Here is a 21,114-nt window from a genome sequence, read left to right on the forward strand (position 1 = left end):
TTTCCATTTAAAAACTTATCTGTGAGACGCTGGTTTCTTTGATATAGAACCAGGGATCTTTTCCATAATCTTCATAGATAAAATTTTTGTTTTTCTTAGAAGCGGCAGGTTCTATCCGGGTACCTTCATACCATTCGTTAAACAAAGTAATTCCAATCAATTCAGGATTCAATTTAGTGGCTGCATCAAACATTCTTTCATATAATATCTGCCGTTGTCTCTGTTTTTGAAATCAGCCTCATTCCAGGGTCTGATCCTGGTATCGAAATAGCCCGGGCCAATGCAAGGGATAAAAATAAGATGATGGTCTTTGCATATTGAGCCATCCCCCTAATTAGAGGTTGTACTTCCAAAAACAAAACCTTAATTGACAAAATAAGTATAAAACACCATCAAATCCGGCTCCGTAAGGGAATTAAAATTTCCGGAGAGTCGTCTCAGACCTTTAAAATCACCTCAGCAGCATGATCACTGGCTCCCTTACCACCAAGCTTTTCTCTCAAAAGGCTGTAGTCATTCAGGACCTGTTCTCTTTTTCTTCCTTCTAAAATTTTATTGAGTTCATCTACCAGATTCTTAGTATTCAGATCATTCTGGATAAGTTCTTTTACAACTTCCCTATCCATGATAAGATTCACTAACGAAATATAATTGATATTTTTTACGAGTCTTTTGGCAATCGCATAAGAAATGGTGCTTCCACGGTAGCAAACGACTTCAGGGATATTCAGCAGAGCAGTTTCTAAAGTGGCTGTTCCGGAAGTAACCAAAGCAGCTTTTGAACATCTAAGCAGATCATATGTTCTGTTGGAAACAAAATGAACATTGTCATCCACATACTTCTGGTAGAATTCTTTAGGAAGGCTTGGCGCTCCGGCAATCACAAATTGATAATTTTTAAAATGAGGTCTTACGGAAAGCATGACTTCAAGCATTTTCTCTACTTCCTGTTTTCTGGATCCCGGTAAAAGTGCAATAATTTCTTTTTCGTTCAGCCCGTTCTCTTTTTTAAAACCATCAATATTGATTTCTTTTAAATCAGAAATAGCATCAAGCAACGGATGCCCTACAAAGTGTGAATGAACACCATGTTTTCTGTAAAATTCTTCCTCAAACGGAAGGATGACCATCATTTCATCCACATATTTTTTGATGGTCTCTACTCTACCTTCTTTCCATGCCCATAGTTGTGGGGAAATGTAGTAGATCACCTTAATTCCCAATTCTTTGGCAAACTTAGCAATCCTCAGATTGAATCCCGGATAATCTACCAGAATTAAAACATCAGGCTTATTGTTCTGGATATCTTGTTTGCAGAATTTAATATTATTTAAAATAGTTCTCAGATTCATAACCACTTCCAGAAACCCCATAAAGGCCAGATCCCGGTAATGCTTTACCAGTGTTCCGCCCTGAGCTTTCATCAGATCACCACCCCAAAACCTAAACTCTGCACCAGAGTCCTTTTGTTTAAGGGATTTCATCAAATTGCTTCCATGAAGATCACCGGAAGCTTCTCCTGCAATAATGTAATATTTCATTTCCTCCGAAATCTTTATTTGTTTTAATAACCGTCAAAAACAGCCTGTTACTTTGCATCATGGGCAGTTTCTATGGTAAGGATAGAGAACAAATTAAGAGGTATATTGATCTTAATTTGTAAATTTGTTCAAAGATAATGATAAAAATGTCAGAAGAATTTGAAATCAGAAATAAAGTTGCCGAAAGCGGCCTTGTAAATTTTGACCTTACCACTTTACTTCCAAAAGGGGAAAGAAAGGGTATTGATCTTAAAGACTTTCTTTTTCAGGAGATGATCCTGAAGGAAAAAGATTTCCGCGAAAAAGTAGAGGTCATCAACACTGAAGAATATAAAGATTCCTATATCTATATCTACAACTCGGTAGATACCATTATTCCGCTTTGGGCTTACTTTGTACTCACTGCTAAGCTTACAGATGTGGCCAAAAAGATCGTATTCGGAAACCGCGAGGATCTGGAAGTTATTCTGATGCACAATGCTATACAGACCTATGATTTTGAAGATATGAGAGGAAAGAGGGTTCTTGTAAAAGGATGTTCGGATAAAGAAATTCCTGAAAATGCTTATATAGAGCTGGTGGAACAACTAAAACCTCTGGTAAAGTCTCTGATGTTTGGAGAGGCCTGCTCTAATGTTCCCATTATAAAGAACTAAGAATGAAGCAATATCTATCGGCGGCAGCCCTGTTCTTTATTTTTTTAGCAATTTATTATATCGGGAGTTTTACTAAAATTCCCTTTGCTGATTGTGTAGGATTTGTCCTGTCTGTAGAAAAAGGTGAGTTTGAAACTGCCGCTACTGCAACTTCCCATTTTTTATATACCAATACAGCGATCTTTATTAAAAACCTGACAGGTCTTCATCCTATTGAGGCCAGCCGTCTTTTGGTAGTAGCTTCAGGTGCTTTCACTGTTTCTATTGTATATCTTATTGTAAAAACCATCACAAAAACACAATGGACAGCCATTACAGCTGCGTTTGTCTTTGGATTCAGTTTTTCTTTCTGGAGAAATGCTGAAATTGTAGAAGTATATACCTACAATTCTTTATGGATAAGTCTTTTCTTCCTTTCTATGGTAAAGGTCTTTATTGAAAAGAAAAATGTTCACATTATACTGAGCAGCCTATTCCTGGGAATTGCTCTCTGGGTGCATATTCAGAATATTTTACTGATTCCTGCTCTCTTAATTTTCTTATTTTACTTCAGACAGGAAAAGAGGTATGCCAGCTTTTCGGTTATACTTTTTGCTTTATTGTTTTCATCCCTGTTTATTCTTAATATGTCGCAGGGACTGCCATTTAAGGCCTTCTACTCTTCCGATCAGGGAACATGGGTGGAGGATTCCCTGAAACAGACTCCGGTGCAGCTGGTAAAAGATTTTTTCCAGTCCTTTATATACCTCATCTATAATTTCAATATTTTTATATTTTTCGGAATAGCAGGAATGGGACTTTTGTATAAAGCCAACCGACAGATGTTTACTGTTTTCTTTGTAGCAGCGTTATTGGTTTACGGGTTTGCCACTTTCTATCTTGTTTCTGATAATTATGTATTTTTTCTTCCGTTCAATATCATTTTTGCGCTGTCTATCGGATACGGACTATCTTCTGTTAAATATGTTTCATTTAAAAAGTTTTCGTGGGTTTGCCTGCTGATTCCTTTAGGTTATATTTCTGCTTATAATGTGGTCTTACTTACGGAAAAAGGTAGAGAAGCTGATGCTTTCAAAAAATATAAAGGCGGAATGAATTATTATCTGCTTCCCTGGATGAATGATAATGTAGGGATTCTGGAATTCACTGTTGACAATAAAGTAGCTCCTGAACCTATTAACTGGATGACTGTGAGCGCAAAGGAATATATCAAAGTATTAAAAAATAAGGGATATACTGAAGAAGAGATCCGAAAACTTTAACAATAATTATGAATCCGGGGTATTTTGGGAGGCATATTTTTTGATAACTTTGAGTCAATTAATACATTAACAAACACAAACAATGAGCTTAATCGACCTACTTACAGGGAACACCAGCAACCAGGTTGCTGAACAGGCTGAAAACAAATTCGGAATCAATAGAAACCAGGTAATTGCTTTACTAGCAGTAGCAACTCCTCTTATCATTTCTTACCTTAGAAATAAATCCCAGGATGCAAAGGAAGCTGAAGCTTTAAACAATGCTTTGGACAAAGATCATAACGGCAGTATCTTAAATGATCCTTCACAAGTAGAATCCAGACAGGCTGAAGGCGGATCTATTCTTGACCATATTTTCGGTGGACAAAAGAGCACCGTGGAAAATCAATTATCACAAAATACGGGAATCTCTATAGATAAGATAGGACCTATCCTTGCGATGCTAGCTCCAGTTGTAATGGGGTATATCGGCCAGCAAAAGCAACAAAGCAATGTGGGAGCAGGAGGTTTAGGAGATCTTTTGGGAGGAATCTTAGGAAATGCTTCTAATCAGGCTCAGGCTCAACAATCAAGTCCTTTAAATGATATTCTTGGAAGTGTTTTGGGTGGCGGACAATCTCAGTCATCAGGAAACCCTTTGAATGATATTTTAGGAAGTGTACTTGGCGGTGGTGGAAACCAGCAGCAGCAAGGCGGCGGTGGATTAGGAAGTATTCTTGGTAATATTTTCGGAAAATAATTAATTTAATTTGTCATAAAAAAGACCGGAGAGAGATCTTCGGTCTTTTTGCTTTTTGTTACTTCTTAGGTTTCTCTTCGGTTGCTGTAAAGGATTTTGAAGCTTTTCTAGGTCTTCTTTTTCCGTAGTTTCCGGCATGAATTTTACCTCTTCTTGATTTATTGTCTCCTTTTCCCATAGTAATAAAGTATTTGTTGTTGTTGTTACGAATTTAGGAAAAATAATTTGATCGTTAAATCAGTTTTTCAATAATCCACTTGTATGGAGTTGTTGAATTAATTCTTCCAGTCTTGTATTGGTAGAAATCAGATCTTGTTTACTATAATTATCAGAAGGAGCACTCGGAGCCGGTGAAGTTAAATGTTCTACCGTTTTATTAAGCAGATCCCATTGAGTCCATAGTCCTCCATATCCATCATAGCTTCTTATATACTTCTTATTGCTTATGATTGTAGCATATTCCTGATGAACATTTCCTGTGCTCGGATCTTCACTATTATAAACTGTTAACATCCCCATTTCGTTTACAGGGTAATTAACTGCAGAAGTAAAATCTGGTTGGGTGGTAACAAAAAAAACACCTGTTTTAGTATAATCATTTAAGTTTTCACTAACATTTAAATAATTCTTCGATACTGTAATTGGTGTGGTGAAAGTTCCGAATTTTTTCCACTTGGCTTTTTCATATGATCCTCGCTCTATACATATTGCCCCCACCCAATCATTATTTTTATCAAGATTAATATTCCAAATAAGAGATCCTATTGCAATATCTTCATTGAATAAAACAACATTACCATTATTCCCGTTTTCCAAAACAGTATCACCGTAGAAAACTCTAGCTCTTTTGGAAGGTTGATTTATTGCAGAATCTCCTCCATTTAATCCATATTCAATATCATGTTTGGTTGTTTTAAAAAAAATTAAATTATTACTATCCGTACAGCTATTACCTCTTATAGTACCTGAATATAATTCGCCCAAGACAATATGATAATACCCAGAACCAGTATTATCAATGGCATTATTACCAACAGGACCAAAAAAATTATCCAGAATATTTACTCCATTATCAGCAACAGGTAATGCAGGATTATCTGTAATGATATCTCCTTTTTTATTTGACTCAAAATAACAATCTTTTACATTGACAATGGATGACCCTCTAAAATTAATTCCAAAGCCCTCTAAACCTTCAATTACAGAACTCTGAATGAATAATTGCACTTTATCATATTTGAAATATTCATAAGCTTCTATAAAGCTTTCACCATGCTCTGCTGTAACCTGGCTAAATCTTATATCATAACAACCTTTACCCGCCTTAAACCAAGTTCCAACCCAATCCCTTATACTACATGATTGAAAATACAATGACTGCACATAATCTACATTGGCTTCAAGCATTTTAATCTTTACAAATGAACAGGTAACAAATGAACATCTTAAAAATTTATTACCATCAAACACAAACGAATTATCCATAGTTGATGTAAAATTTACTCCGATAAATTCTACCATTTGACTTACAGGTAGATATTGAGTATAAATGAGATTACCATGTTTATCCTTAACATCATTTTTTTGATCTATAGTTGATGAAAACAATGGAATACCCGTTGTTACCCTTAATTCCCCCCCAATAATCTTAAACCAACTTCTGTTATTCGGGCCATCTACTAATCTATCAATAATTACAGTATGTTCAATTCTGAAATTACCGTCTATGACCAAGTCTTTTTTAGCTGCTATACAAAAATTGATGGCAGCTTGTAATGCCTGCGAAGAGTCTAAAACTCCTTTTTCATCACCTCCAAAAGTGGTTAGTTTCACACATGTTTCTGATTTCTCAAAATATTTTGTTCCTAATTTCAGATAAAAGAAGCCATCTTCCTGATTGGCTATAGGACTTCCATCTGCCCATGTTGTTGTTTCTTTGTAAATTCCTTGATTGTTGTCTTTGTTTAATAGTATTGACATGATTAATATTTTTTGATTCTGTTAAATATACCATTTAAACCTTAAGCATTTTCCTCTTTTACACAGAATAAAAGCAACCACAGTCATATTTGCTGTTACTATCGAAATAAAAACTACCGACTGCAAAAGCGTAATAATAGATTTATCAAACAATTATTTCATTAACGACTAATAGAACTACCATCATCCATTCATTACACCTTGACCGTCTTCCACTTTCCTTTTTTAAACAGAATAAAAGCAACCACAGTAATCAATCCCTCAGCTGCCGGGATTGAAATGAATACTCCTTTCGGACCCATCTCCAGATGCTTGGAAAGAAAATAAGCTAAAGGAATCTGAAACAGCCAGAATCCAAAAAGATTCACCCATGTTGGAGTCCACGTATCTCCTGCCCCGTTAAAAGCATTGATCATAACCATCCCGATTCCATAAAAAATAAAGCCTATACTCATAATGTGGAGTGCATTTGTAGCAAAATCTTTAATCTCTATCTGCTGAGTAAAGAAACTCACTAAGAAATCCCCGAACAAAACAAATATTAAGCTAACAATCACCATAAAGATGACATTATATTTCACTGTTTTCATCACAGACTGCTCTGCTCGCAACATTTCATTTGCCCCCATATTCTGTCCTACCAATGTGGATGCTGCATTACTCAGGCCCCAGGCCGGAAGCATAAAGAACATCATTAATCTTAAGGCTGTCTGATAACCGGCTGAGGCATTTTCACCTCCTGTAGTCGCTACCAGCTCTGCCAAAAAGATCCAGCTGCACGATGCAATCACAAACTGGAAAATTCCGGGAGTAGCAATTTTTATAATGGATTTAATTAGATCATAATGTGGTTTAAAGTAAGAAAGCTTAATACGGATTTGGGTATCTGCCACCAAAAGATGATACAGCTGATAAACTACCCCAATACTTCTTCCAATGGTAGTCGCTAATGCTGCTCCGGTAAGACCCATTGCCGGAATAGGCCCAAACCCTTTAATCAGGACCGGACAAAGAATAATGTTGGCAATATTGGCAATCCATAAACTTTTCATAGCAATCATCGCATTTCCCGCTCCCCTAAAGATTCCATTGATCAGAAACAGAAGCATAATGATGGTACTGCTTCCCATCATAATTCTCGTAAAGTCTTTTCCATAAGCTGCAGCTTCCGGTCTTGAGCCCATCAATATCAGAATTTCTTCAGCATAGATGACCCCGAATGCACTTAAAACAAGTGTTATGACAAATGAAACCAGCAATACCTGTGCTGCACTTCTGGAAGCCTGTTCAGTATTTTTCTCCCCAATTCGTCTTGCTACCATAGCGGTTGCCGCCATACTCATTCCAATGGCAATGGAATACATTACAGAAAGTACAGATTCTGTAAGACCAACTGTCTGAATGGCGAAACCACTTTCCTTTAGATGTCCCACAAAATAAAGGTCAACCAATGCAAATACTGACTCCATCGCCATTTCCAGCATCATAGGTATAGCCAGAAGCAACACAGCACTTCTGATATTAACCTTCGTAAAATCGGTTTCTTCTCCGCTAAAGGCTTTTTTAATAAAGTCAATATATTTCGTCATTTCTCCGGTTATAATTTATATATCCTCAAAAATACAAATCTAGTTCGTAGTAAGTCTTAGCAATTGACAATAAAATTAATCAGAAGTTTTTTTATCTATAAAACCTGCAAAAATCTTATCTTTGCAAACGTAAAAAAAGGTTCTAAGCTAAACCTTAAACATTGAACTTTAAACAAATAATTATGTTTCGATCACACACCAACGGGGAGCTATCTCTGAAAAATCTGAATGAAGAAGTTACACTATCCGGATGGGTACAGACTATCCGTGATAAAGGATTTATGATTTGGGTAGATCTTCGAGATCGTTACGGAATTACCCAGCTGGTACTTGACCAGGACCGTTCTTCTGCACAATTGATGGAAGAGGCTAAAAAATTAGGACGTGAATTCGTAATTCAGGCAACCGGAAAAGTTATTGAGAGAGTAAGTAAAAATCCTAATATTCCTACAGGAGAAATTGAAATCTTAGTTGAAAAACTAACGATACTGAATGATTCTCAACTTCCACCTTTCACTATCGAAGATGAAACTGATGGTGGAGAGGAATTAAGAATGAAATACCGTTACCTGGACATCAGAAGAAATCCGGTAAAAGATAAATTGATCTTCCGTCATAAAATGGCTCAGAAGGTAAGAAATTATTTATCTGATGAAGGTTTCATCGAAGTAGAAACTCCTGTTTTAATTAAATCTACCCCGGAAGGAGCAAGAGACTTCGTTGTGCCAAGCAGAATGAACCCAGGGCAGTTTTATGCATTACCACAGTCTCCACAGACCTTCAAACAGCTTTTGATGGTAGGTGGAATGGATAAATATTTCCAGATTGTAAAATGTTTCCGTGATGAGGATTTAAGAGCAGACAGACAGCCGGAATTTACACAAATCGACTGTGAGATGGCTTTTGTAGAGCAGGAAGATGTAATGAATGTATTCGAAGGAATGACTAAAACCCTTATCAAAGATATTACAGGTCAGGAATTCGGGGATTTCCCAAGAATGACATTCGCAGAAGCAATGCAGAAATACGGAAATGATAAACCGGACATCCGTTTCGGAATGGAATTCGTAGAACTTAACGAGATTGTAAAAGGAAAAGACTTTAAAATATTTGATGAGGCAGAACTTGTTGTAGGAATTAATGTGGAAGGATGTGCAGACTATACAAGAAAGCAGATTGACGAGCTTGTGGATTGGGTAAAACGTCCACAAATCGGAGCTTCAGGAATGGTTTGGGCTAAATTCCAGAATGATGGAGTGAAAACCTCATCAGTAAACAAATTCTACAACGAAGAAGATCTAGCAAAGATCATTGAAAAATTCGGAGCAAAAGAAGGTGACTTAATGTTGATTCTTTCCGGAAACGAAAACAAAGTAAGAGCTCAGCTTTCTGCATTGAGAATGGAACTTGGAAACCGTTTAGGATTAAGAAAAGGAAATGTATTTGCACCTCTTTGGGTTGTTGATTTCCCTCTGTTGGAATGGGATGAAGAATCTGAAAGATACCATGCAATGCACCACCCTTTCACGTCTCCAAAACCAGAAGATATCCACTTATTGGAAACAGATCCCGGTAAAGCAAGAGCCAACGCTTATGATATGGTTCTTAACGGAAATGAAATCGGAGGCGGATCTATCAGAATTTTCGACAGAGATCTTCAGTCTAAAATGTTTGACCTGCTAGGGTTCTCAAAAGAAGAAGCAGAAGCTCAGTTTGGATTCCTGATGAACGCATTTAAATATGGAGCACCGCCACACGGTGGTTTAGCATTCGGATTTGACCGTTTGGTAGCAATCCTGGATGGAAATGAAGTGATCAGGGATTATATTGCATTCCCTAAGAACAACTCCGGGCGTGATGTGATGATTGATGCACCGGCTTCCATTGCTGATGCACAGCTCGATGAACTAGAGTTAAAATTAAATTTAAAAGCATAAATTTAAAGCGGGGTATTTGCCCCGCTTTTTTATTATGAAAAAACTAATTCCATTTATTTTATTATTCTTTTTAAATCAATACAATTGTCAATATGCTGAAGGAGCATATTCTAAAAGTAGAATCTACAATTTAGTCAAACAATTACAGAAAGGTAATAAAAAAGCTTTTAATGAGCTTACTCCTTATTTCGATAGTGACAAATTACTTTCCGAAAATTTAGGTTATCATTATTTGGAGACGGCAGAACAGTCTTTTGCTCACAGAGCTCTTACTGAGAATTTCATATACCCTGACAACGAATTACAATCAGAGAATATTAAAAACTCTAAAGACTTTATCCGTTTCTTAGCCATTAATAACGATAAAATAAAATATTATCCAGAAGTAGAAGCATTTTATATCACTCCAATTAATCAGAAAAAAGAATTCATTGAATTTCGAGAATTACCCGAAGTTAAACTACAGAAAATAAAAAGCAGATACACTGAAATACTAAGTAAAAACTGGATCAAAGAAAAAGGGATCGACTTATTAATTAAAAAGAATAACCCTATAGTCTTTTTAAAAATATGTGAAGAGTTTTATCGGCAAAGGGATAAGTTTAATAATTACAATCGAAACAAAGGAGATTTTCATGATTTATTAAGAATATTAATAGGTAAAGACATTGGATCTGCAGACCAAAATGGCAATATAACCTGGGATACTGAGGATATGAATTTTGATAATACTGCAACGCTTAACTTATTTGTTTTTTTCTCTAAAAACTATAAAAATTTCAAATGGAACAGTTCTAAAAACTATTTTGAAAATCATTCATTACAAGTAAAAGATACTGAACCATTAAGCAATCTAATAGAAGATCTTTATAGTGAAAATGATTCTATAGCTATACAATCATACATTATTCTTTCCCAAAGCGACCCTATCCGGGTAGGAAAACTATGTGATGAAAAAGAAAAAAACAGTTTAGACCGCCCCAATTCCATTACGCCATTATTTCCCTTCAGATTTCTGAAACAACTTTCGTTATTCACAAATTATTGCAGGCAAAATACAATTGATTATCTTGGTTCTGATGAACTCACTTCTCAAATTGAAAGATTAAAATCTGAACTGACATTCAATGAAAGAAGAAAACTTGAAGATCAGCTAATCAAAAACTTAACATTCGAAGATATCACCTCATTGGAATACTGGTCTCTCATTCATGAAAAAGAAGTAGAATTAGGAGAATCTGCAGCCAGAATATTAGATATTTATTATACTAAAAACTGGCCTACCATTTTAAACAATCCTGATTTATTAAAATGGTACTTAAAAAAATCTATTTTATTTAGCCGGATTGGCATCAATGGAAGCCTTAATTATTATCTTATAAAATTCACAGGCAACGGTTCTGCAACAATTAAGATTCTTGATCTGATCAAATCTGATGATCCTGATATAAGCCTTCAGGTTGAAAAAGCAAAGAAAATATGTTTAAACACATTTGAATTTCCAATTGATAATTTAAAAATCAGTGAAGCTAACTTCAACAGTAAAAGAATAAATATCGAACAAGAAATTGAGACACTCAGATCCAAAAGTATAAAGCAGAATGATTTTGAATATAATATATTGTCTCTATCAGCGAAAATTGGTTATAGTCAAATTCCTGAAGCCATTAAAAACTTCAAAAAATTAAAATTTGACGAAAAGAGCTATCGTTCCCCATATTCTTTCCTTGAAAGAGATTATGGTTTTTTTATGATTAAGAATTGGAAATTCCAGGAAGTACAGGATCAGTTTCTATCGATTTATAATTCCCATACAGAAAAACAATTATATCAATATTATTTGGATAAGGCCAAAATTGATTATAAAAATAAGGAGGCAATTATTGATTATGATAAGATCTTTGAGATTTTAAAATTTAACATTGGAATCCCTTTTACAGGAAGTTCACTGCAGGAAAATGAAGTAGGGTCCATCATTAAACTGTTAGAATTAGAGTTAAAAACAAACTTAAACTACCCTGACAAACTTTGTAATTCAGCAGGAATATATATTTGTCCACCTACAGACAGAGCGTGGGAATGGCAAAGATATTTGATAGACAACAATTTTTTAAAAGCCCAACATTCCGATATTGTTTCCTTCCACTATGGTTACTATCTGGATAAAGTTCTACCATATCAATCAAAAGATTAATCTTTTCCTTCACAGAGCATTCAATACATGATCTCATAATCAATATGTTTTTTTAGGATCTATAAATTTAAATTTATGAAAAAACTAAGCTTATTTCTTTTACTTATATTACTACTTTCTTCCTGCAATTCCTTTGATAAAAAAGATTTATTAGGTGAATGGACTATTGAGGAAAAAGAAGAAAAAAAGCAAGATGACCAGCCACCAGTACCTTTTCAACGTGATCCACAGATTATTGTTTTTAATAATGATGACACTTACATCTACAAAAATGGAATGTTCAATTTTGATCGAGATTCTATACGCTATTATGGAGAAAAGACTCAATTTAAGATAAAAGGTGATTCGTTGCTTATTTTTAACCCAACAACAAAAAAGTTTGATTCACAAAAAATTGTGGAACTAAGTAAGAATAAGATTGTTTTAGAAACCAAGAAAAAAACTTTAACAACTTTAATTCCATTTAAAAGCAAAACTTACGATAATCTGAATCCACAAATTGATAAAGTTATTGTTTCAAAATCACTGTGTTTTGGTACCTGTCCCTCCAATTCTACGGTTATAGACAATAAAGGCAATTTTTTATTCTATGGAGACTTATACAATCTTAAGAATGGATTTTTCAGTTCTAAAATTTCCTCCCATATTACAAAAGAGATTTTTGATGAAATGAAATATATTGATTTCTATTCTTTAAAACCGATGTATTCAACATATATAACAGATCAGGCTTCTTCAACCATTACTTTTATGTCAAAAGGAAAGATTATAAAAACAGTACATGATCATGGAGAACAGTCCGCTTTTGAATTAAGAAGGCTGATCAGAAACATCAGCTATCTTTATCAGCGTATTCCATTACAGTCCCTTATTACTGATCCTGTATTGGTTTACGATTTCAATTCCGGTACAAAGGCTGTTGATTTACAGGAATCTGAAACATTCTATTTATTCAGTGAGCTATTAAAAGCAAAAACAATCAGTCAATATTCCGGAAATCTTCCTTTTACTGGAAAATATCTCCTTCCTGTTCCTACCAATGAAGATTATAAAAAGTTCTACTTATATGAACGCAGCATCAATACTGATGGTAAAATATTTAAAATCCAATTAGAAGATAAAACGTTCAAAACAGTTGATTTGGGCTATAATTTCTTTAATAAAAATTATTTGATCAGATTTAAGAACGACAGTGTAAGAGCTCGCTAAAAAAAGAGTATATATTTTAGATTAATGAAAGAAAAACGAAAACTCAAAATTTGGGAAATCCCTATTACCATTGCCGGATTAATTGGGCTATTCATGTTCATTCATGGGATCGGTGGAAAAATAAAAGGAACAAACAGAACAGAATCTTTTAAAGCTGAATACTTTATCGGTGGAATTTCTATTCTGGCTCTTGTCTATTTTTTTATTTTTACACAAGGCAGCGATGAAGAGGAAGAAGGTTTTTCTTTAAAGAACTTCAACAGAAATCTTATTGTTGATGACATTAAAAGATATCATATTTCTGGTACAATAGACTTAAGTACAGCCATAATAGAAAGCTTCATTTTTGGAGTGGGAAAAACCCAGAATGATTATGTGAATATTTTTTATAATAAAAATGATATTGAATTTGTAAAGACCAAAATGACCGTTGAATATATCAATGGTGATTCTCCATTACTTCTTACAGCCTATACCAATATTGATACAATAACTTTAAGGGATATTATTCAGCAACAACCTTCCACTACAGTGTATTTTGATAAGTATATCCCAAGTGATTATTATATTGACTTAAGCTTCTTACAGAGTTGGGAAATACAAAATAAAAGCGGGAAATAATCCCGCTTTATCTTTATAAAACCTTATTTCATTTTTAAAATCTCTTCTCTTCCCGGCCCTATAGAAAGGTATGTTACCGGAACACCCATTTCCTGCTCCAAAAAGGAAAGGAAGTTCATCAGTTCCTCCGGAAGTGCAGAAGGATCTTTAATCACAGAGAAATCAGCATTCCAGCCCTCCAGCCATTTAAATATAGGCCTGGCATTTTCAGGAAGAGTTCCGGCCGTAGCTTCAACAGATCCGTCTTCCAGTTCATAATGGGTACAGACTGCTACTGATTTTAATCCGCTTAAAACATCTGCTTTAGTCAGAACCAATTGAGTAATGCCATTGATCATTACTGCATATCGTAACGCAGGAAGATCCAGCCAGCCTGTTCTTCTCGGGCGTCCAGTATTCGAGCCAAATTCATTACCTTTTATCCTGATTTCTTCTCCCATTTCATCAAAAAGCTCTGTTGGAAATATTCCGTTTCCTACTCTTGTACAGTATGCTTTGGCAATTCCATAGATCTCACCGATCTTTTTCGGGGAAATCCCCAGTCCGCTGCAAGCTCCTGATGCAATGGTGGAAGAAGAGGTTACATAAGGATAAGTTCCATGATCTATATCTAATAATGTTGCCTGAGATCCTTCTCCCAATATTGTTTTTCCTTCGATCAAGGCTTTATTCAGGAGCAGTTCGGTTTCTGTGCAGTTGAATTGTTTTAAAAACTCTACAGCTTCAAAAAATTCTTTACTAATCTCTTCCAAAGGTGGAATAAGCATATCCTCCCCTGCCATAAAGCTGTAATCTCTCTCTAAAATATGTTGTACTCTCTCCTGAAAATCCGGAGCATACATATCCCCGATTCTCACGTTTTGTCTTAAAATTTTATTTGAATAGGCCTGAGCAATTCCGTTCTTTGTCGTTCCAATAGTTGTGTAAGCTGGGTTTTCTTCCATGAAAACATCCATCAGCCTGTAAGTAGGCAATACAAAATGAGCTTTTTTAGAAATAATCAGGTTGTTCTCTGGCTGAAGCGTTTCGTCAAATTTCTTTAAATTAAGAATTTCATTTTTAAAACTTACGGGATCAAGAACAGTTCCCGTTCCGATAACATTCTGTACTCCCTGCATAAAAATTCCTGAAGGAATCATTTTAAGAGTAATTCTTTTCCCATTTCTTTCGATACTGTGCCCAGCATTTGAACCGCCGTTGAAACGGGCAGCAATATCATAATTTTCACTGATAAGGTCAATAAACTTTCCTTTTCCTTCATCTCCCCATTGAAGTCCTAATACAATGTCCATATAATTATTTTTTTATGGAACAAAGCTATGACAGTTTGAAAAAGAGACCATTGTCATTTGGCAAAAACGGTTTTTATCAATATAGGGTACAAATATTTATGAATCTGAAATCGGGATTTAACTTCATCTTTACTTTTGTTATAGGTTTGAAAGCCAATGGAATTTTTATAAAATGAGAGAACGGGCTAAAGTCCGTTCCTATTGAATTTATAATCAGTATGTATATTTAGGTAAAAAATAAGAAGATCAGAGACATTGTATTTTGATCTTTACCTCATATTTTACTATAAAAAGACTTCATTACTCATTGATAGTTCTCCTAATTCTGCTCAACGATGAAGGTGTCACTCCAAGATAAGAGGCCAGCATAGATTGCGGAACCCGGTTGGCAAGTCCCGGATAATGAGTAAGGAAATGTATATATCGGGATTTCGCATCCTGGTTGAGCATAATGCTTGCAACCTTAAGTTTGTTTTCTGCAACAAACCCATGAATTCTGGCAAATAACACGGGCCATATTGTAATCTTTTCCTCTAATATTTTAAAATGGTTAAGATCTATAACAAGTAAAACAGCATCTGTAATGGCTTCTATATATTCATGAGCAGGAAGCTGATCGGTAAATCCTTGAAAATCTCCGATAAACCGGCCCTCATAAATAAAATAACGGGTAAAATCATCTCCTTCTTTGTTGTAATAGAGAGAACGGAATACACCTTGCTTTACGAAGGCAATCTTTTGGCTTACTTTTCCAGCCTCTACAAAAATTTCACCTTTCTTCACCAAAGTTTCCTGAATTCCTTCTCCAATCAGAAATTCATCCTGAGCATTCAGTAATCCAAATTTTTTGATGTAGCTAAAAAGTTCTTCCATATTATTGTATCCACAGATTGCGGAAATATAAAGGTATAAAAGTAACCCATAAAAACAATTGTCATTTGACAAAAAGCTTCATCACACATACCACACAACTCCCCATCGGCATGTTAATTGCTTGATTTTTAAAAACGTAAGACAATGAAAGCAATCTGGAATGGTGCCATTGGCTTCGGTTTAGTAAATATCCCTGTTAAGATTTACTCAGCAACGGAGACCAGCAAACTGGACCTTGATATGCTCGACAAATCCGATTTTTCCAATATTCGGTTTAAGCGAGTCAATGAAAATACAGGAAAAGAAGTAAAGTGGGAAAACATTGTCAAAGGCTATCTCATGGATGATAAATATATTGTTCTTGATGAGCAGGATTATGAAGCAGCAAGCCCTGAAAAGACAAAAATCCTTTCTATTGATCAGTTTGTAAAAGAGAAAGAAGTAGACAGTATCTATTTTGAAACCCCTTATTATCTCGAACCGCAGAAAAATGGGGAAAGTGCCTACAGACTTCTATTAAAAGCCCTTGAAAAAACGGGCATGGTAGGAATCGGAACTTTTGTTCTTCGGGAAAGTGAAGCAATCGGAATGATACGTCCTTACAATGATGATATATTAATTCTGAACCGCCTGAGATTTGACCAGGAAATAAGGGATTATACAGATTTAAAAATCCCTGCTCATAAAGTCCCAAAACCTGCAGAGCTGAAAATGGCGGTCAATCTTATTGAACAGCTTTCCCAGGATTTTGATCCGGCGATATATAAAGATACCTATTCTGATGATCTACTTAAAATCATCAGGCAGAAAGCAAAAGGTAAAAATATTAAAACCCAAAAAGTACCTGCTGCAAAAGAAGGTAAAGTGATTGACCTTATGGCTCAATTAAAGGCCAGTTTAAATACTTCCAAATCTAAATCTGCATCATAATGGCTCTCAAAGATTATCAACAGAAACGTAAGTTCGATGAAACCAGTGAACCTAAAGGGAAAGCAAAAAAGAGTAAAAACAAACTGATTTTTGTTATTCAAAGGCATGCTGCAACACGTCTTCATTATGATTTCCGCCTTGAAATGGAAGGTGTATTAAAGAGTTGGGCTGTTCCAAAAGGACCTTCATTGGATCCGCAGGATAAACGATTGGCCATGATGGTAGAAGATCATCCTTATGATTATAAAGATTTTGAAGGTAACATTCCTGAAGGCAATTACGGAGCAGGACAGGTGGAAGTCTGGGACAGCGGAACTTATGAACCTTTAGAAGAAAACAGCAAAACATCTGATGAAAAAGAATTGTTGAAGGAGCTGCATGCCGGTTCCTTAAAGTTTATTTTACACGGTAAAAAGCTGAAAGGTGAATTTGCCCTCGTGAAAATGAAAAATGTGGAAGACAATGCATGGTTGCTTATTAAACATAAAGACGAATTTGCGGAAAGCCCTTATAATGCTGAAGAAAATACTTCACCAAAATCTTTGGTTACCAAATTCCTCGAGGAAAAAAAAAGCCTAAAAACAAACGCAAAAAAGAAGTCGTAGCTTCAGAAAAAAGATTCAGGAATTTTAATACTTTAACCAACGAAAAAAAGCTTAAATCATTCATCAAACCTATGCTTGCCAAACCTTTTGATAAAGCATTTGATGATAAAAACTGGCTTTTCGAAATAAAATGGGATGGCTACAGAGCTATTGCTGATCTCAGTCATGATGATCCTCTTTTCTATTCCAGAAACGGGATTTCATTTTTATCAAAGTTTGATCAGGTAGCTCAGGATTTTGACCAACAGAAATATCAAATGATTCTGGATGGTGAAATTGTTGCATATGATGATCATGGAAAGCCTAGTTTTCAGCTTTTACAGCAAATAGGGGATAATCCCGGCCTAGCTTTGGTTTATCAGGTTTTTGACCTTCTCTGGCTGAATGGCCATTCTACAAAAGAACTTCCGCTGGTTCAAAGGAAAGAACTTTTAAAAGAAGCACTCATTGAAACGGATACAATCAAATATTGTGACCATATCCCTGAAAAAGGCATTGCCTTTTTTGAACAGATGAAAAAAATGAAGCTTGAAGGTATGATTGCTAAACTGGCGGCCAGCCAGTATGTAGAAAATTACCGGGCTGCTGACTGGCTTAAAATCAAATTTTCCAATACAGAAGAGGCTATTATCTGTGGTTTTACAGAACCCAGAGGTTCCCGGGAAAGTTTTGGTGCTCTTATTCTGGGAAAATATATCAGTCATGATTTGGTTTATTGTGGTCATACGGGAACGGGATTCAACAATACTTCTTTAAAAGATCTTTATCAAAGGCTTCAGAAATTAATAGTAAAATCTTCACCCTTTGAAACCATTCCTGAAACCAATACACCTGTAACATGGACAAAGCCTGAGCTCGTTTGTGAAATCAAATATTCTCAAATCACAGAAAACGGAATCTTCCGTCATCCGGTTTTTATGGGTATTCGTGAAGATAAGGAACCGGAAGAAGTAAAGGATGCAGCAGATTCGGATATTCAACCTAAAAAATCAAGAACAATGAAAGCTAAAGCATCAACAAAAAGAACAGAAACTTCGGAAAAGGAAAAAGAAATTACCCTAAACAAACATATTGTAAAGCTGACCAATCAGGATAAAATTTATTTTCCAAAAGATGATATTACCAAAGGTGATGTGATAGAATATTATCAGTCTGTAGCAGGATATATTTTGCCTTATTTAAAAAACCGTCCCTTATCCCTCAACCGCTTCCCCAATGGCATTGAAGAACATAGCTTTTATCAGAAAGATGCCGGAGAGCATGTTCCTGATTGGGTCAAAACCACACAAGTATACTCTGAATCTAATGATAAATACATTGATTATATCTACTGCAACGATAAAGCAACCCTGGCTTATCTGAACAATCTCGGATGCATTGACTTTAATCCATGGAGCAGCTCACTGCCGGACCTTGAACATCCGGATTATCTGGTCTTGGACCTTGACCCATCAAAGAAAAATACTTTTGATGAGGTAATTGAGACAGCTCTTCAGGTGAATGAAGTGTTACAATCCATTAAAATTAAAGGATATTGTAAGACTTCCGGAAGTACGGGCATCCATGTTTATATTCCGATGGGTGGCAAGTATGATTTTGACCAGGTAAAAGACTTTGCGCATATTCTAATGAAACAGGTTCATGAAAAACTTCCTGAAATCACAACATTAGAAAGAAGCCTTCAAAAAAGAGACAGTAAAAAAATTTATTTAGACTATTTACAAAACCGAACAGGTCAGACATTAGCAAGTGCTTATAGTTTACGCCCAAAACAGGGAGCTTCAGTCTCTATGCCTTTGGATTGGGATGAACTGAAACTGGGAATACTGCCTACAGATTATAATATTGACAATGCTTTGGAGAGAATTAAAGACAAAGGAGATTTATTTAAACCAATTATAGGAAAAGGAATTGATATGATGAAGGCTTTGGAATTACTTCAGAATATTGATTAATTTCTATACTTTTACCTGCAAAAACTATCCATGAACGAATCTATTACATTAGAAATTGCTTTTAATGAGAAGACGGAACGAGAACACCAACAGTTTTTCTTTCGTTATCAATGGAAAAAAGGCTTTACAGAACTTAAGAAAGCAATCATCTATGCTCTCATATTTCTGTTTCTTGGCTTTTTTTCTCAATCAAAGTTTATTAATAACAGTCCTGCTTCCGTTGTTTTCAGATATGCAGGATTTATTTTTATTGCCTATATTTTTTTACTTCTTTATCAATTCTTTACCGGTAAAAAGAAGTTTTATAAATCAATTGAAGAGCAAATCAGTGATTTTAAACGGAAAGATGAAAAATTTAGTTTTATAATTCTTAATAAGGATGATATTACTTTAGAAAATCCATTTAATACCATAGGTTCTGTTTGGAGTAAAACCAACTATAAATTTGTAGACCAATATCTTATTCTGGGTATTCTTAACAACAATCTTAATTTTGTATTTACTGAACATGACTTTAAGGAAAATGATTATAAAACTTTTACAAATTTTCTTGAACAATACTCAAAGAAAAATAAAGAATAGCTATTACATAAAAAAACCTGCATTATTGAATGCAGGTTTTTTTTATTATCATTGTAAATAATCATTACTTATTATAAATGTGGATATCTCTTTGTGGAAAAGGAATTCCAATTCCAGCCTGATCTAAAGCTTCTTTACAGTCAATAATAAGTTCCTCGTTCATTTTCCAAAAATTTTCAGTAGAAGAGCTCACTCTGATCGATAGGTTGATCGCACTATCACCTAGTGTTGTTACGACTACCTGTGGAGCGGGTTCTGCAAGAGCAAATTCATTCTTTTTGATCATGTCCATTAATATTTCCTTTGTCTGTCTAAGATCAGCATCATAAGCAACTCCGATATCCAGAGAGGTTCTTCTGGTTCCTAACTGAGTAAAGTTTGTAATACTGTTATTGGAAACTACTCCATTAGGAATAATAATTAATTGATTTTGTGGCGTAATCAGCTTTGTGTGGAAGATATCAATCGCCTGTACTGTCCCTGAAACACCGGAATTGGTAGAAATAAAATCTCCTATTTTAAATGGTTTTAATAACAGAATAAGAATTCCTCCTGCAAAGTTGGTTAAAGATCCCTGTAATGCCAGACCTATAGCCAAACCTGCGGCACCAATCATAGCCACAAAAGCTGAAGTCTGTACTCCTAATTGGGTGACTACGACAATGAAGAGAAGAATATTAAGTCCCCAATTGATAATATTAAGTAGGAAGTGCTGTAAAGAAGCTTCCATACCACGTTTTTTGAAACCTTTTGATACAAGTTTCTTAATCATTCTGATCATCCATGATCCGATCAGATAAATCAGTAATGCGGAAATCACTGCGGTAAAAATTCTCGGTGCCCATGAAATCGCTGAAGATATTAAGGTATCCCAATGTTTTTGAATGTTGTTCAATTGTAAATCGTCCATTTTATACTACTTATTTTTTTATCATATTCGTTATCCGCCCTTATAGCAGTAAGATTTCAAAGTGGATCTGAATAGAAAGCATGCCTGTTTTCAAAAGAAGGCTGATCTTAACTTTTAAAGTTAAAATCAATAGTATTTGCATTAAAACAGATTGATTACTGAATGGATATTTTCAGCTTACTCAATGGTCATTTAGAAATTGAAATCTTACGGGAAGAATAATCAGTATCTACAATTAC

The 21,114-nt window shown here is 35.0% G+C and carries 20 protein-coding genes; 11 read left to right on the top strand and 9 right to left on the bottom strand.

Annotation, left to right across the window (positions count from 1 at the left end):
* Window positions 1-7 precede the first annotated feature (7 nt).
* The 3 genes from DRF65_RS29100 to lpxB all read right to left on the bottom strand — a co-directional run bounded on the left by DRF65_RS29100 (window position 8) and on the right by lpxB (window position 1,541).
* Window positions 8-193, bottom strand: coding sequence for a hypothetical protein (locus DRF65_RS29100; RefSeq protein WP_115970466.1), 186 nt, complete (start codon window positions 191-193; stop codon window positions 8-10).
* Window positions 169-318 (bottom strand): hypothetical protein, encoded by a 150-nt coding sequence (locus DRF65_RS29235; protein WP_115970582.1) that lies wholly within the window; start codon window positions 316-318, stop codon window positions 169-171. The genes DRF65_RS29100 and DRF65_RS29235 overlap by 25 nt, the downstream gene beginning before the upstream one ends.
* Window positions 319-437: 119 nt before the next feature.
* A complete protein-coding gene (gene lpxB / locus DRF65_RS09195; RefSeq protein ID WP_115970467.1) occupies window positions 438-1,541 on the bottom strand; it encodes a lipid-A-disaccharide synthase in 1,104 nt (367 codons plus the stop codon).
* Between the two features lie 146 nt (window positions 1,542-1,687).
* Here lpxB and DRF65_RS09200 point away from each other — a divergent pair, with 146 nt between their 5' ends.
* The 3 genes from DRF65_RS09200 (at window position 1,688) to DRF65_RS09210 (ending at window position 4,198) form a co-directional block, all read left to right on the top strand.
* The gene (locus DRF65_RS09200) at window positions 1,688-2,197 is read left to right on the top strand and encodes a DUF2480 family protein (protein WP_115970468.1); all 510 of its coding nucleotides are present in this window, start codon (window positions 1,688-1,690) and stop codon (window positions 2,195-2,197) included.
* A 2-nt stretch (window positions 2,198-2,199) separates the two neighbouring features.
* Window positions 2,200-3,459, top strand: a complete 1,260-nt coding sequence (locus DRF65_RS09205; RefSeq protein WP_115970469.1) for a protein O-mannosyl-transferase family — start codon at window positions 2,200-2,202, stop codon at window positions 3,457-3,459.
* A gap of 82 nt (window positions 3,460-3,541) precedes the next feature.
* Entirely contained in the window at window positions 3,542-4,198 is a 657-nt protein-coding gene (locus DRF65_RS09210; protein ID WP_115970470.1) for a DUF937 domain-containing protein, read from the top strand.
* A gap of 58 nt (window positions 4,199-4,256) precedes the next feature.
* Here DRF65_RS09210 and DRF65_RS09215 read toward each other — a convergent pair whose 3' ends face one another.
* The 3 genes from DRF65_RS09215 to DRF65_RS09225 all read right to left on the bottom strand — a co-directional run bounded on the left by DRF65_RS09215 (window position 4,257) and on the right by DRF65_RS09225 (window position 7,767).
* Window positions 4,257-4,376, bottom strand: coding sequence for a 30S ribosomal protein THX (locus DRF65_RS09215; RefSeq protein ID WP_115970471.1), 120 nt, complete (start codon window positions 4,374-4,376; stop codon window positions 4,257-4,259).
* Window positions 4,377-4,435: 59 nt separating this feature from the next.
* The gene (locus tag DRF65_RS09220) at window positions 4,436-6,178 is read right to left on the bottom strand and encodes a hypothetical protein (RefSeq protein ID WP_115970472.1); all 1,743 of its coding nucleotides are present in this window, start codon (window positions 6,176-6,178) and stop codon (window positions 4,436-4,438) included.
* 194 nt (window positions 6,179-6,372) lie between these two features.
* Entirely contained in the window at window positions 6,373-7,767 is a 1,395-nt protein-coding gene (locus DRF65_RS09225; protein ID WP_115970473.1) for an MATE family efflux transporter, read from the bottom strand.
* A gap of 182 nt (window positions 7,768-7,949) precedes the next feature.
* On the opposite strand from DRF65_RS09225, the gene aspS reads away from it, so the two are divergent.
* From aspS to DRF65_RS09245, 4 genes are all read left to right on the top strand, one after another.
* On the top strand, window positions 7,950-9,704 hold the full coding sequence (gene aspS, locus DRF65_RS09230) for an aspartate--tRNA ligase (RefSeq protein WP_115970474.1): 1,755 nt from the start codon (window positions 7,950-7,952) through the stop codon (window positions 9,702-9,704).
* 34 nt (window positions 9,705-9,738) lie between these two features.
* Entirely contained in the window at window positions 9,739-11,898 is a 2,160-nt protein-coding gene (locus tag DRF65_RS09235) for a hypothetical protein (protein WP_115970475.1), read from the top strand.
* A 75-nt stretch (window positions 11,899-11,973) separates the two neighbouring features.
* A complete protein-coding gene (locus DRF65_RS09240; protein WP_115970476.1) occupies window positions 11,974-13,107 on the top strand; it encodes a DUF6438 domain-containing protein in 1,134 nt (377 codons plus the stop codon).
* Window positions 13,108-13,131: 24 nt separating this feature from the next.
* On the top strand, window positions 13,132-13,728 hold the full coding sequence (locus DRF65_RS09245) for a hypothetical protein (protein ID WP_115970477.1): 597 nt from the start codon (window positions 13,132-13,134) through the stop codon (window positions 13,726-13,728).
* 23 nt (window positions 13,729-13,751) lie between these two features.
* On the opposite strand, the gene DRF65_RS09250 is transcribed toward DRF65_RS09245, so the two are convergent.
* Both DRF65_RS09250 and DRF65_RS09255 read right to left on the bottom strand, forming a co-directional pair.
* Complete coding sequence (locus DRF65_RS09250) at window positions 13,752-15,020, bottom strand: adenylosuccinate synthase (RefSeq protein WP_115970478.1); 1,269 nt, start codon at window positions 15,018-15,020, stop codon at window positions 13,752-13,754.
* 300 nt (window positions 15,021-15,320) lie between these two features.
* Window positions 15,321-15,893 carry a Crp/Fnr family transcriptional regulator gene (locus tag DRF65_RS09255; RefSeq protein ID WP_115970479.1) on the bottom strand — a complete coding sequence of 191 codons (573 nt, stop codon included), beginning with the start codon at window positions 15,891-15,893 and terminating at the stop codon, window positions 15,321-15,323.
* A 144-nt stretch (window positions 15,894-16,037) separates the two neighbouring features.
* On the opposite strand from DRF65_RS09255, the gene ku reads away from it, so the two are divergent.
* The 4 genes from ku to DRF65_RS09275 all read left to right on the top strand — a co-directional run bounded on the left by ku (window position 16,038) and on the right by DRF65_RS09275 (window position 19,965).
* Window positions 16,038-16,823: a non-homologous end joining protein Ku gene (gene ku / locus DRF65_RS09260; protein ID WP_115970480.1), complete on the top strand. Its 786-nt coding sequence runs from the start codon at window positions 16,038-16,040 to the stop codon at window positions 16,821-16,823.
* Complete coding sequence (locus DRF65_RS09265) at window positions 16,823-17,428, top strand: DNA polymerase ligase N-terminal domain-containing protein (protein ID WP_115970481.1); 606 nt, start codon at window positions 16,823-16,825, stop codon at window positions 17,426-17,428. The genes ku and DRF65_RS09265 overlap by 1 nt, the downstream gene beginning before the upstream one ends.
* Window positions 17,429-17,499: 71 nt before the next feature.
* Complete coding sequence (ligD, locus tag DRF65_RS09270; protein ID WP_115970482.1) at window positions 17,500-19,383, top strand: DNA ligase D; 1,884 nt, start codon at window positions 17,500-17,502, stop codon at window positions 19,381-19,383.
* A gap of 30 nt (window positions 19,384-19,413) precedes the next feature.
* Complete coding sequence (locus tag DRF65_RS09275; protein WP_115970483.1) at window positions 19,414-19,965, top strand: hypothetical protein; 552 nt, start codon at window positions 19,414-19,416, stop codon at window positions 19,963-19,965.
* A gap of 64 nt (window positions 19,966-20,029) precedes the next feature.
* Here the strand turns inward: DRF65_RS09275 and DRF65_RS09280 are convergent, their stop codons facing one another.
* Window positions 20,030-20,875, bottom strand: a complete 846-nt coding sequence (locus tag DRF65_RS09280; RefSeq protein WP_115970484.1) for a mechanosensitive ion channel family protein — start codon at window positions 20,873-20,875, stop codon at window positions 20,030-20,032.
* Window positions 20,876-21,114: the final 239 nt, after the last annotated feature.

This window comes from Chryseobacterium pennae (assembly GCF_003385515.1).
Classification (GTDB): domain Bacteria; phylum Bacteroidota; class Bacteroidia; order Flavobacteriales; family Weeksellaceae; genus Chryseobacterium; species Chryseobacterium pennae.

Bases quoted from the DNA above. Each gene is read 5' to 3' on its own strand.
- DRF65_RS29100 (WP_115970466.1), bottom strand. From the start codon at position 193: ATGTTTGATGCAGCCACTAAATTGAATCCTGAATTGATTGGAATTACT.
- lpxB (WP_115970467.1), bottom strand. From the start codon at position 1,541: ATGAAATATTACATTATTGCAGGAGAAGCTTCCGGTGATCTTCATGGA.
- DRF65_RS09200 (WP_115970468.1), top strand. From the start codon at position 1,688: ATGTCAGAAGAATTTGAAATCAGAAATAAAGTTGCCGAAAGCGGCCTT.
- DRF65_RS09205 (WP_115970469.1), top strand. From the start codon at position 2,200: ATGAAGCAATATCTATCGGCGGCAGCCCTGTTCTTTATTTTTTTAGCA.
- DRF65_RS09210 (WP_115970470.1), top strand. From the start codon at position 3,542: ATGAGCTTAATCGACCTACTTACAGGGAACACCAGCAACCAGGTTGCT.
- DRF65_RS09215 (WP_115970471.1), bottom strand. From the start codon at position 4,376: ATGGGAAAAGGAGACAATAAATCAAGAAGAGGTAAAATTCATGCCGGA.
- DRF65_RS09220 (WP_115970472.1), bottom strand. From the start codon at position 6,178: ATGTCAATACTATTAAACAAAGACAACAATCAAGGAATTTACAAAGAA.
- DRF65_RS09225 (WP_115970473.1), bottom strand. From the start codon at position 7,767: ATGACGAAATATATTGACTTTATTAAAAAAGCCTTTAGCGGAGAAGAA.
- aspS (WP_115970474.1), top strand. From the start codon at position 7,950: ATGTTTCGATCACACACCAACGGGGAGCTATCTCTGAAAAATCTGAAT.
- DRF65_RS09235 (WP_115970475.1), top strand. From the start codon at position 9,739: ATGAAAAAACTAATTCCATTTATTTTATTATTCTTTTTAAATCAATAC.
- DRF65_RS09240 (WP_115970476.1), top strand. From the start codon at position 11,974: ATGAAAAAACTAAGCTTATTTCTTTTACTTATATTACTACTTTCTTCC.
- DRF65_RS09245 (WP_115970477.1), top strand. From the start codon at position 13,132: ATGAAAGAAAAACGAAAACTCAAAATTTGGGAAATCCCTATTACCATT.
- DRF65_RS09250 (WP_115970478.1), bottom strand. From the start codon at position 15,020: ATGGACATTGTATTAGGACTTCAATGGGGAGATGAAGGAAAAGGAAAG.
- DRF65_RS09255 (WP_115970479.1), bottom strand. From the start codon at position 15,893: ATGGAAGAACTTTTTAGCTACATCAAAAAATTTGGATTACTGAATGCT.
- ku (WP_115970480.1), top strand. From the start codon at position 16,038: ATGAAAGCAATCTGGAATGGTGCCATTGGCTTCGGTTTAGTAAATATC.
- DRF65_RS09265 (WP_115970481.1), top strand. From the start codon at position 16,823: ATGGCTCTCAAAGATTATCAACAGAAACGTAAGTTCGATGAAACCAGT.
- ligD (WP_115970482.1), top strand. From the start codon at position 17,500: ATGCTTGCCAAACCTTTTGATAAAGCATTTGATGATAAAAACTGGCTT.
- DRF65_RS09275 (WP_115970483.1), top strand. From the start codon at position 19,414: ATGAACGAATCTATTACATTAGAAATTGCTTTTAATGAGAAGACGGAA.
- DRF65_RS09280 (WP_115970484.1), bottom strand. From the start codon at position 20,875: ATGGACGATTTACAATTGAACAACATTCAAAAACATTGGGATACCTTA.